Source organism: Vibrio phycocola (genome assembly GCF_053850235.1).
The window spans coordinates 18,459-30,883 of sequence record NZ_JBSQDJ010000021.1 but is presented as its reverse complement, the minus strand read 5'-3'; the positions used below and the strand labels follow the sequence as shown (position 1 = coordinate 30,883).

9 protein-coding genes are annotated in these 12,425 nt (G+C 42.2%); 3 read left to right on the top strand and 6 right to left on the bottom strand.

Going from position 1 to position 12,425, the window contains the following annotated elements; translation table 11 throughout:
* Positions 1-14: 14 nt before the first annotated feature.
* From ACWU4D_RS18795 to recQ, 4 genes are all read right to left on the bottom strand, one after another.
* Positions 15-1,022, bottom strand: coding sequence for a LacI family DNA-binding transcriptional regulator (locus tag ACWU4D_RS18795; RefSeq protein ID WP_456052980.1), 1,008 nt, complete (start codon positions 1,020-1,022; stop codon positions 15-17).
* Between the two features lie 355 nt (positions 1,023-1,377).
* The gene (locus ACWU4D_RS18790; RefSeq protein ID WP_456052979.1) at positions 1,378-2,598 is read right to left on the bottom strand and encodes a carbohydrate porin; all 1,221 of its coding nucleotides are present in this window, start codon (positions 2,596-2,598) and stop codon (positions 1,378-1,380) included.
* Positions 2,599-3,257: 659 nt separating this feature from the next.
* The gene (locus ACWU4D_RS18785; protein ID WP_456053004.1) at positions 3,258-3,563 is read right to left on the bottom strand and encodes a DUF3630 family protein; all 306 of its coding nucleotides are present in this window, start codon (positions 3,561-3,563) and stop codon (positions 3,258-3,260) included.
* Positions 3,553-5,391 (bottom strand): ATP-dependent DNA helicase RecQ, encoded by a 1,839-nt coding sequence (gene recQ, locus ACWU4D_RS18780; protein ID WP_456052978.1) that lies wholly within the window; start codon positions 5,389-5,391, stop codon positions 3,553-3,555. Before recQ ends, ACWU4D_RS18785 begins: the two co-directional genes overlap by 11 nt.
* Before the next feature lie 195 nt (positions 5,392-5,586).
* On the opposite strand from recQ, the gene rarD reads away from it, so the two are divergent.
* Entirely contained in the window at positions 5,587-6,507 is a 921-nt protein-coding gene (rarD, locus tag ACWU4D_RS18775; RefSeq protein WP_456052977.1) for an EamA family transporter RarD, read from the top strand.
* Between the two features lie 631 nt (positions 6,508-7,138).
* Here the strand turns inward: rarD and ACWU4D_RS18770 are convergent.
* Positions 7,139-9,064 carry a bifunctional 2',3'-cyclic-nucleotide 2'-phosphodiesterase/3'-nucleotidase gene (locus ACWU4D_RS18770; protein WP_456053003.1) on the bottom strand — a complete coding sequence of 642 codons (1,926 nt, stop codon included), beginning with the start codon at positions 9,062-9,064 and terminating at the stop codon, positions 7,139-7,141.
* 294 nt (positions 9,065-9,358) lie between these two features.
* Here ACWU4D_RS18770 and ACWU4D_RS18765 point away from each other — a divergent pair, with 294 nt between their 5' ends.
* A complete protein-coding gene (locus tag ACWU4D_RS18765; RefSeq protein WP_456052976.1) occupies positions 9,359-9,715 on the top strand; it encodes a MerR family transcriptional regulator in 357 nt (118 codons plus the stop codon).
* Positions 9,716-9,777: 62 nt separating this feature from the next.
* Positions 9,778-10,167 (top strand): carboxymuconolactone decarboxylase family protein, encoded by a 390-nt coding sequence (locus tag ACWU4D_RS18760; protein ID WP_456052975.1) that lies wholly within the window; start codon positions 9,778-9,780, stop codon positions 10,165-10,167.
* Between the two features lie 15 nt (positions 10,168-10,182).
* Here the strand turns inward: ACWU4D_RS18760 and uvrD are convergent, their stop codons facing one another.
* Positions 10,183-12,357 (bottom strand): DNA helicase II, encoded by a 2,175-nt coding sequence (gene uvrD, locus ACWU4D_RS18755; RefSeq protein ID WP_456052974.1) that lies wholly within the window; start codon positions 12,355-12,357, stop codon positions 10,183-10,185.
* Between the last annotated feature and the right edge of the window lie 68 nt (positions 12,358-12,425).

The following is a 12,425-nucleotide window of genomic DNA, read 5'->3' as shown; positions in this document are numbered from 1 at the left end:
TCCTTAATATTATTTTATAGGGTACAGGTTAAGTCTTTAACTGAATCTCGCACCACCAACGCTGGGTTTAGTTTGAAATTCACATCTCGTTTGTTCTTGTTTAATTTTTGTAATGTCAGTTGAACGGCTTCAATGCTCATCTGCTCAATTGGGAAATTAATCGTCGTTAGTGCTGGTGTAAGGTACCGAGCAAACAGGTTATCATCGAAACCCACCAATGAAATATCATTGGGGATCGAAAGCCCTTCGCTGCGCAGAACTTCACACGCCCCAAACGCCATATGATCATTAGACGCAAAAATCGCACTAAACTGGCACTGGCGCTTGAGTAGTTTCTGCGTCGCAACAAAACCAGTTTCTTCAGTAAACCCGGCTTCAGACACCAACGCTTCGTTATATAAAATCCCATGTTCTTCCAGTGCAATTCGGTAACCCTGCAAACGCTCTCTAGCATCTGACTTTTCCAAGGGCCCTGTAATACACGCAATGTCAGTATGTCCTTGTTGCAAAAGATATTGAGTCGCCAACTTTGCTCCCAACTCATTATCTATATCAATACAGCTCTGATTCATTTCAGGAATAAAACGGTTCACCAATACTACGGGTACCGTTTGCTCTTCCAGTTCAATCAAATAATCATCGGTTAAGTGCTGGGTATGTAGAATCAAAGCATCAACTCGACGCCCCAATAAGAACTCCACTGACTCTCTTTGACCTTGCTCAGTATTCGATCCTGCGGTAACAACCGCGTGATACCCAAAACGGCGTAGGTTTTCTTCAATACAATGAAGGATACCGGAGAAAAAAGGACCACCTAACTCTGGAACGACAATACCCACGCTCCCTGTCCGACTCGATGCCAAAGCTTGAGCAATTGAATTCGGACGATACCCCAATTCCTTAATCGCTTTTTCCACTTTTAACTTCTTATCGTGACTGACTCGAGTTGTACCATTAATCACACGCGATACTGTCGCCTGAGAAACGCCCGCTCGTGCCGAAACGTGTTTAATTGTTGTCACTAAAACCCCTAATTAAGCTATTCATCTTATTTGAAACCGTTTACAAACCGAGTATTCCGCACTTAACACTCTAAATTGGTGACCTAAATCACATCAGATCATTAGTTAAATGGGCTGTTTTTTAAAATAGAGAGTACATCGTCAGTTTCAGTAATTCTCATGAAACAGTTTCATAGACTATTTTTCATTCATGTTTTAGGCATGTTCAAACCCAAACTTCAAACGTATTACGAAAAAAAGTGGGCACCAAGGTACCCAAAGTGGATTTAACATGGCTAACTAATGAAAAAGAATCGGTTTATTGAATAGACTATTTGTCTGAAGTCCGATTTAGAGCTCGTTGTGAATCAAGTGATTACCACCAAGCTTCAAACATGGCACCTAATACAACCGTATCTGCTGTCGTACTTGCACCAGTTGTAGTGGTTGTTTCAACATCACCCAGTGTTGTATAAAAACGCAACATAGGACGACTTCCAGGCATTCCTCCTAATGACACATTTTGTGAGAGCGTTACTTTCCAACCCGCTTTCTCACTGCCATCATCGTAATCTTCCATCGCATAGCCAGCTTCTAGCCAGGTAGAATGTACGTCGTCCCATTGGTACTGTGGACGAACGATCCCTGCCAACTCGCTTTTCTCGTCAACATCAGAACCCGCGATATCTTTGTAAGACACTAAGTAGTCGATGACAAATTGGTCTGAAGCACTGTGACTGCCATCAACACTTAGATAGACAACTTGTTTATCACCAGCAAGATCAAAGGCTGAGTCATCCGCTCCATCGGCGTATTTCATCACTAAATTGTTTGAACTTCCTAGCCCTAACACTGCGGCTACTTGGAATGCTGTTTCATCTTTCACACTGTCACCCGCTTCGTCCGATGCAAAACCGTAGTTCGCATAAATATTCAGACTGCCGATGCCTGTATCTAGCCCATGAAGACGTGAAGTGATTGCATATCTGCCAGTATCATTGCCTAGAGCTCCGTCATCGTTATCATGTTGTCCGACAAACCCCATATCCAATTGAACACCATCTAAAGATAAGTTTTTGAATCCCGCACCTTGGCCATCATGAGACATATAGAAATAATCGTTTAGACCTTGTTGTGGGCGTTGATGGAAATCACGACCGGCCCAAAGATAGAGATCAGGTTGGCTATCGAACACATTGGAAACACCTGCGTACATTTTTTTCAAACTGATACCACCAGCCGAACCCCATTGATCATTGTTCCAATCATTGATCATTAATACGAGATCCCATTTAGCACCATTTTCGGCTTGGATTGGTTTGGTGAACTGGTACTCACCACCATTTCCTTCATTACCAAGACGTCCAAGAGAACGACCAGTACTGCCGACTTCAACATAGCGGTTATCTCCTGTTGAATAATGAGCACCGTATCGAGCGTAACCAGAAAAAATAAGTTCTGACGATTTTGACTTTGTTTCTAGCTCCTGAATTCGCTGTTCCAGTTGTTCAATTTGAGAATCTGCAGCCAGTAATGAACCTGATGCAAAAGTTGTAACCACTGCTATGGTTAGAGGTAAGACTTTAAATTGTTTCATGTTATATCCCTATTAGATTTCGGTTGTTCTAATTCAGGAGAGATCATAATCAATGAAATATTTGAAAAGCCTTCCTTGGTTCACACCAAACTGGTTAATCGAAACTCATGAAATCGCAATAAATAAACCACATAGTTAAACCTCTTTTGTATTCATAATGTTAAATACAATAACAACCTCATAACTCAAACCTGATAACGCTTTCATTTCATAGGAATTAGCGAAGGCAATCACAAAAAAACGGCTAAAATTCAAACAGAAAAAGGCTGTAATTTTGAAATATTTCACTATTCTGCTCGTTTTCATAAAAAGCCACGAAATGAATCACAAATTAGTCACTCCCCATCCCGCTCCTCTGTTTTTACTCTCCTTCATCTAAAAACCAACTACGATCTTCCTCTTCTTTTTACTAATTAGATCATCATAGTCTAATGGGTTGCTATGTTCCTAAAGCTTTTGGAACATCATAGAGCAATTAGATCATTATGTTCTTTTAGCTTTTGGAACATGGTGATCTAATTACTATTTGATGTAATGAAAAAGATGAAAGGCGAAAAAATAATTAAAAACAACACAGGTGCATTGAAGAATGAAGCTATCAACAGGCAAAGCAGAGCTACGCCGAATTAACGACGCTTTTAGAAGGAAATTAGAGAGAATTAAGCGAAATGTTGTATGAGATTGGAAATAAAAATTAATTCTTGCTGGCTTGAACGCATATCAAGAGCTTCTAGCCATAGTGCCTGACTATAATGTTCTGCTTTAATGAAAAATTGCTGCTCATCAAAATCAATTAACCAGGTATGAATATCGGCATCTTGTTGCTTTTCAATAATTTTAGCTGAAAGCAAGGTAACAAGCTCTTCACCAATAGCAGGGAAACTATCGTAATCAAATTCAGGAGCTATAAGAATTAATACGCCCTGATCTTCAAGTATTTCTTTAACAACAAAGCTAGCCATGATTGGTTAAGTACTCCTGAATCAAATCCAAGAAAGGGTCGGCATACTTTTCTAATTTTCGCTCACCGACTCCGTTCACCGCCAGCATTTCGCCGTATGAGCATGGTAATATTTCCGCCATATCAATCAATGTAGCATCATTAAATACAACATATGGTGGCAACCCTTCGCGATCAGCGATCGACTTGCGTAACTTACGTAGCCGAGCAAAAAGCTTCTTATCATAATGTTTATTGGCTAGTTTATCCGATTTAGCACTACGAGCAGCGACATCAAGGCGTGGTACTGCTAGCTCAAGCGAACTTTCACCACGTAATACTGGCCGAGCTTCTTCGGTTAACTGCAGTGTGGAGTTGCGGGTAATATTTTGTTGTAACAACCCTTTGTGAATAAGCTGACGAAAAATACTGATCCAATAGTCATGACTATGATCCCTTCCTAACCCATAGGTCGACAGCTTATCGTGTCCATTTTCTCGAATTCGGATATTTTGCATGCCACGCAAAACTTCTACGACATATCCCATGCCGAAGTTTTGATTCACCCGATAAACGCACGATAGCGCTTTTTGCGCCTCATTTGAGCCATCGAAGTGCTTCGGAGGATCAAGACAAATATCGCAGTTACCACATGGCTGTTCACGGTATTCACCAAAATAATTTAATAACACTTGTCGCCGACAGGTCTGAGCTTCAGCAAATGCACTCATTGCATTTAACTTATGACTTTCTACGACTTTCTGTGGTCCGTCTGGTTTTTCGTCCAACATACGACGCAACCACCCCATATCTGCAGGGTCATAAAGCATAACCGCTTCAGCCGGTAAGCCATCACGACCAGCCCGCCCTGTTTCTTGATAATAAGATTCTATGTTGCGTGGAATATCAAAATGCACGACACAACGAACATTCGGCTTATTGATTCCCATTCCAAATGCCACCGTTGCAACAACAACTTGAATATCATCACGCTGAAACGCTTCTTGCACTTGAGCGCGCTGATCAACTTCCATCCCAGCATGGTAGCTCGCGGCACGTATGTGGTTGTTGCACAGCTTTTCTGCCAGCATTTCAACTTTTTTACGACTGCCACAATAGATAATGGCGCATTGCCCGGGTTGTGTGGCAAGGAAGCGAATAACCTGACTCACAGGTTTATGCTTTTCCAACAAGGTATAGCGGATATTAGGACGATCAAAACTGCCCAAATATATATGAGGCTCAATCAGTTGTAAGCGATGCAGAATATCACTGCGAGTGGCATCATCAGCGGTTGCGGTTAATGCCATCATAGGAACATGAGGAAATCGTTCTTTTAAACGCCCAAGTGCGGCATATTCGGGACGAAAATCGTGTCCCCATTGAGAAATACAATGTGCTTCATCAATGGCGATCATCGATAGCTCGGTATTGGCTAAACGGCCAATAAAATCATCCATCAACACTCGCTCTGGCGAAACATATAATAGTTTTAACTCTCCACTGTTAATGGATTGATAAACCGATATCAAGGTTTCACGACTCAAACTCGAATTCACGCAAGCCGCCGCAACCCCATTTGCAACTAACTGGTCGACTTGATCTTTCATCAAAGAAATCAAGGGGGAGATAACCAAGGTTAAACCCGGACTAAGTAGCGCGGGAATCTGATAACACAATGACTTGCCACCACCGGTAGGCATAATCACAAGGCTATCTTGCCCAGACAAGGTCGATTCGATGACCTCTTGCTGCCCGTCTCGGAATGATTGATAGCCAAACACTGAACGCAGAACCGAACTTGGGCTGCTGTTAAGAGATTCGTCTGATTTCGCTATCAAAGTTGAGGTCATAGTCTGAAGAGGCTCTAAAAATATGCATAATAACGATAAGTCATTATATCTGACCGGCTATTGTAGTCGTCATCCATTGGGATTAAAACCGGAATTTGTTAATGACTATAGCAAGATATTAATTCGTGTATTGTGTTGAAATATAGGTATAGACTGTTACTTCCGTCACATATCTAAACTAGTAGTATTACCCCTATGAATAACACAGACCAATCCCGCAAGGGTGTTTCCTATGCCGTAGGCGCCTACACCATGTGGGGAATCTCGCCGATTTACTTCAAAGTACTGCATGATGTGCCCGCACTTGACATCCTAAGCCATCGAATCATTTGGTCATTTGTATTTCTAGCTGGTTTGGTTTTAATAAGTCGACAAGCCATCGTTCTTAAAGAGATCGTACAGTCGAAAAAGAAAATGGGAATATTATTGGTAACCAGCTTACTCGTTGCCACCAATTGGTTGGTGTACATATGGGCGGTCAATTCAGATCACATGCTCGATGCTAGCCTAGGTTATTACATCAATCCACTGGTTAACGTACTACTTGGTATGCTCTTCTTAGGTGAACGCTTGCGAAAACTACAATGGCTAGCAGTACTGCTTGCAGCCATCGGTGTCGGGGTCCAAATTATTGTGTTTGGCTCTATTCCGATCGTCGCGATTGTCTTAGCCGTTACATTTGGTTTTTATGGTTTATTACGCAAGAAAGTCTCTGTTGGTTCACAAACAGGGCTATTTGTAGAAACCCTTTTTCTCGTCCCTGCGGCTTTGATTTACGTATTCTTTATCACTGATTCAGCCACAAGTGACTTCACGTCGAATTCTCTTTCATTCAATTTATTACTAATGTCTGCCGGGTTTGTCACCACCCTTCCATTGTTAAGCTTTGCAAGTGCTGCGGCGAGGCTCAAATTATCGACGCTGGGATTTTTCCAATATATCGGTCCCAGTATCATGCTTATACTTGCTGTCATCTTCTATGGCGAAGTTTTTAGCCTTGATAAAGCGATCACATTTGGGTTTATTTGGGCAGCACTACTGCTTTTCAGTATCGATGGGCTCAAAACCCATAAAGCACTTCCAAAAGTTGGTGCGATCTCAAACTCATTAAAATAGGTAAAATACATCCGATCCATCAAATAACCGCCTCAGCAAAGATTATATTCACCTAACTCACGGTTTTATTGAACAATGTTCAATAAAAATTCGTAGCAGATCAGCGTTTTTCCTTGTGAGATATCTCTTACAAGGCATTCAGTTTTAAGCGATAGATCCACCCTATCGATCTCTCTTAATGACACATAACCAATTGAAAAATAAGAATATGAACAAAAATAACACAAAAAAATTTGCCTAAATACTGAAAATGACCATTGTCGCGCTAGAGAATCTCGGTAATATGTACTCATCGGCAGGACGCTGATAACGGACATGAACGGAATCTAATCGTAGCTAGGATGGCAACGACTAAGGACGGAAATGGACACCTTCAGGATGAAGGCATGGATGAAACATCAGGATGATGTAAAGGACACGCTTTAGGATTAAGCGATGATGGTTAACTAGGATAGTTAATCGACCAGGATAAGGTCATGGACACCGCTAGGAAGGCGATGAAAGGATTAAGCTAAAGGATTTAGCAAACTGATCAAGGATTGGATGCAGGAAGCACATAGAGTAGCGGGATTGCTGCAAGTAAGAACATGAACCCCGACGAGCGCAAGCTCTCGGGGTTTTTCTTTGCTTGTTATAGGCTTATTTTGTAAACCGCGAAACCTGCGTCATCTTCCCCTACTTTCTCCATAGGATACTGGCCTTTCTCTTCAACAAACTTAGCCGCTTTCTCGCTCGGTGAGGTTTCAAATTGAATATCCAATTGAACTTCGCTCTCGATTGGCGCAAAAGACCAGTTATTGTCAGCACTAGGCGTGACCTCTCCTTTCTCTTTACTTACATCTGAAATGTAAGAAGCAAGGATACTGCGATTCTCATCTGGTGAATCAAAGGCAATAAATTCTGAACCAGTGCCAGCGAATTTAGCGCCATAAGCTCGGTAGTTGTTGCTCGCAATAATAAAGTACTGCGCCATATCAACTGGCTTGTCTTGGTAAGTTAGATTTACGATACGCTCAGCATCAGGGTTGATCACATTACAATCACCATCATATTTCGCGGGTTGAGTTACATCTATCTGATAATTCACGCCATCAATGACATCAAAATTATAAGTGCGGAAATCATTCCAGTTAATCAAAGATTGAGTTGCAGAGCTAGTTGTATCAATCTGATTAAATTGACCAGCGGAGCACTCAATCCACTCTTTAACTTCTTTACCCGTCACTTTTAGTGCAACTAAGGTATTTGGATAGAGGTAAAGATCCGCCGCATTTCGGAAAGTTAACTGACCAGATTCAACTTCTGTATAGCCAGAAGGATCGTTTTTACGCCCGCCAGCCTTAAACGGCGCTGCAGCTGAAAGAACGGGAATATTAGCTAAATCAGGGTCACCTTGAATAAACGTCTCAACATACGCTTTCTGCGCTGCGTTTACGATTTGAATTGTAGGATCATCTTGCACCAAAGCTAAGAAGCTATACATCACATCATTTGCTTTACCAATTGGTTGATTTACAAATGCTAATGTATCGACGTGGTCTTTTTCTAATGCTTTCTCAATACCAGCGTCATTTGCAGCCAGTGATGTTTTGCTTTCGCGATCGTAAATAGCACGCGACTCGGCTTTCCCACCTATTACGTCCCATTCTCCCTTCTCTTTATCAAAATAGAGAACTAAATCCATCACCCCAACATGGCTTCCCCAACGCCCCGGCATAACCGCTGTTACACCATTAATTCGACCATTTTCGTTGTCAACGTTTTGAATACCATCAAACCCTTTACCTGGGAATACAGCATGGGAATGACCGAATGCAATCGCATCAATATCGGCAACTTCAGACAGATAGATTACCGAGTTTTCCGCACCATTTTTGTAAGGGTCTTTCGAAATGCCAGAGTGAGGAATAGCAACAATAACGTCAGCTCCCTCTGCTTTCATTATTGGAACAAATTTCTCTGCCGTTTCTTTGATGTCCTTTGCGACAACTTTTCCTTCAAGGTTTTTCTTATCCCAAGTTAACACTTGTGGTGGAGTGAAGCCGATGTAACCAATACGAATAGAATGCTGTTTCCCCTCCGTATCCTTGAATGAATACGTTTTGATAATATATGGGGTATAAAAGTTCTCTCCCGTTTCTTCATCATAAAGATTGGCGTTGATGTATGGAAAGTTCGCATCATTGACCGATTCCGTCAGAAACTCTAATCCATAATTAAATTCATGGTTACCAAAATTGCCAACATCATAGGCCATTTGGTTCATCGCCTTGTATACCGGATGGACTTCTTCAGGGTCAATTCCTTTAGAGGCCATATAATCCCCCATAGGGCTACCTTGAATTAAATCGCCATTATCAACTAAAACACTGTTTTCAGCTTCCTCTCGAGCTTCTTTCACAAGCGTAGCAGCTCGAGAAAGACCAATTTTTTCCGACGCTTTGCCTTTGTAATAATCGTAAGCCAATACATTGGCGTGAATATCCGTGGTTTCAATAATACGTAGGTTGACCGTTGCTGCATAAACAGAACCAGACATCGCGAATGTGGCTGCCATAACAGCAGCTAGGGGAGAAAAACGCATAGTTAATTATCCTTTCCAAAAATTGAAGGTCATACTGCTTATTTGATTAATGTAACAATTGACTGTTAACTTTTTACTTACTCGTCATTGCTATTAGTGATATGCATCTCATTTTACTATAACGATATGTTTTGTTTATAAAAAGCATTAGTTAGGGAAATTACCCATCTTGATTACCAAGCGCCAAAGAATGAAAAAGGTTGATTCAGAGAATAAACACATAACACAACGATACCTACCCTTGCTGCATGAAAAGGAAGCACTAACATGAATATCAAAGCATTTTCCAAGCACACTGGCCTCTCCCCTCACACTCTGAGGTTCTATGAAAAAATCGGGCTATTAAGCGATGTGAACCGAAGTTCCAATGGACATCGTTTCTACAATGCTAGAGATCTAGAATGGGCAAAGTTTATTGTGCGTTTAAAAGAGACCGCGATGCCTCTTGAACAAATAAAGCGGTACGCCGATCTACGAGCACAAGGTGATAACACCATGCTTGATCGCCAAATATTATTAAAACATCACCATGAAAGACTGAAACAGCAGATCGAAAAGCAGCAAACCCACCTTAATGCACTAGAACAGAAAATTGATTTTTACGATCGAAAGATAACGCCTTGACTTAGAGTATGCTCTAACAAGTAATCTCATTATTACGATCAATAAACAATGAGAATTGAGTAATGAGCAATACAAAATACGAAATCGGCCTTGCAAACTTAGAGAAAATCGATGGTCAAGCTGGACATAAAGTCATTGAAAGCTTACAAGATGTCTGCCCAGACTTAGCCAAGTACACGATTGAATATCCGTTTGGTGATATTTACAACCGACCAGGCTTAGATTTGAAATCTCGTGAGATTGCCACCGTCGCGGCACTGACCGTATTAGGCAACTGCCAACCTCAACTGAAAGTTCACATACACGCTGCTCTCAATGTGGGTTGTACAGAAGAAGAGGTGAAAGAAGTTATACTGCAAATGTCTGTATACGCCGGGTTCCCAGCAGCACTAAATGGCATGTTCGCCGTTAAAGACGTCCTCAACGAACGCCGTAACAGCGAATCTTCTTGAATCACATCTAGCCGCTTAGAGCTTTTCTAATCTCGCATAAGCGGTCACTAACCACTTGATGCCTTCGCCATTAAACGCGACTTGTACTCGGCTTTGAGGGCCAGAGCCTTCAAAGTTAATGATAGTCCCTTCTCCAAACTTGGGATGATTGACTCTTGCACCTAAGCTAAACCCAGTTTCGTTGAAGTTTTCCTTTACGGCAGTTTGGCTAAAACGGCCACTACTTGTTGGCCGACTCACTTGAGCTTTCATCCGAACTTCATCCAAACAGGTTTCGGGTAACTCACGAATAAAACGAGAAGGCTTGTGGTATTTATCTTGGCCATATAAACGACGCATTTCGGCGTAGGTGATATAGAGCTTTTGCATTGCTCGAGTCATACCGACATAACATAAACGGCGCTCTTCTTCTAAACGCCCAGCCTCTTCAACCGACATCTGACTTGGGAACATGCCTTCTTCAACGCCGACCATAAAGACCACCGGAAACTCTAAGCCTTTCGCACTGTGCAATGTCATTAATTGAACCGCTTCGTCAAACTCATCGGCTTGCCCTTCCCCTGCTTCTAGCGCTGCATGAGTCAAAAAGGCAATCAGCATTGATAGCTCTTCCGCTTCTTCGGGTTTTTCAAACTGTCGTGTGGCGGTGACTAATTCTTCCAAGTTCTCAATTCGAGCCTTAGACTTTTCACCTTTCTCTTGTTCATACATCGCGAACAAACCAGAGCTTTTAATCACATGATCGGTTTGAACATGAAGTGGCATGTCGGCGGTATCATCTTCTAGCGCATTAATCAGCTCGACAAAGCGACTCAATGCACCAGCGGCTCGTCCCACCAATACATTTTCAGCGAGCAACGCAGTACACGCCTGCCACATCGTACAACCTCGATCTCGAGCGGCAAAGCGCACCGTTTCAAGGGTTTTATCGCCCAGACCACGAGTAGGTGTATTCACGATGCGCTCAAACGCAGCATCATCATTGCGATTCGAAATCAGACGTAAATAGCCAAGTGCATCTCTAATTTCCTGACGCTCGAAGAAACGCATGCCGCCATAGATTCGATACGGCAAACCAGCTTGAATCAAAGCTTCTTCCAATACTCGCGACTGAGCGTTATTGCGATATAGCATCGCGGTATCATCTAACGAGCCACCATCCTCCTGCCACGCCTTTATCTTACTCACCACAAAACGCGCTTCATCCAACTCGTTATAGGCTGAATAAACAGAAATTGGCTCACCTTCTTTTCCTTCAGTCCACAAACTTTTCCCCATACGCTCGGTATTGTTCGCAATCAGGGTATTCGAGGCTTCGAGGATGGTTTTGGTTGAGCGATAGTTTTGCTCCAAACGAATCGTATTTACACTAGGGAACTCTAAGGTGAACTTTTCGATATTCTCAATCTTCGCTCCACGCCAACCGTAAATAGACTGATCGTCATCACCAACAATCATGACATGGCAGTCAGGCCCAGCCATTAGACGTAGCCAAGCGTATTGAATGTTGTTGGTATCTTGAAATTCATCGACCAAGATATGCTTGAAACGTGCTTGGTAATGCTCACGAATAAATTTATTTTCACGCAATAACTCTTGAGTTCGAAGAAGAATCTCAGCAAAGTCGACTAAGCCTGCACGATCACACGCCTCTTGATACGCCTTATACAGTTGAACATAGGTCGTCGTAACAGGATCGTGATAACTATCAATATGGTTCGGACGTAGCCCTTCGTCTTTTTTACCGTTAATCCACCACGAGATTTGCTTTGCAGGCCACTGTTTTTCATCGAGATTTTGCGCTTTAATTAAGCGACGTAGTAAACGCAGTTGATCGTCTGAATCAAGAATCTGGAAATCTTCCGGAAGCTTCGCATCAAGATAATGTGCGCGTAAGATGCGATGACAAATGCCGTGAAACGTACCATTCCACATCCCTGAAGCGCTACCCATCATTAATTCTTCAATTCGGCCACGCATTTCCGCAGCAGCCTTATTGGTGAAGGTTACTGACATAATGGAAAATGGAGACGCTTGCTCAACCGACATCAACCATGCAATTCGATGGACTAATACGCGAGTTTTACCACTTCCTGCACCCGCAAGAATCAGCATATTGTCCAATGGAGAGGCAACGGCTTCGCGCTGTTTGTCATTGAGTCCGTCGAGGAGGAAAGAAGGATCGATCATAATGCTAGGCTACTGGTTATTTATACATATAAGCGATTATAACCCTAAACGGTTTTAATATGCTCGTG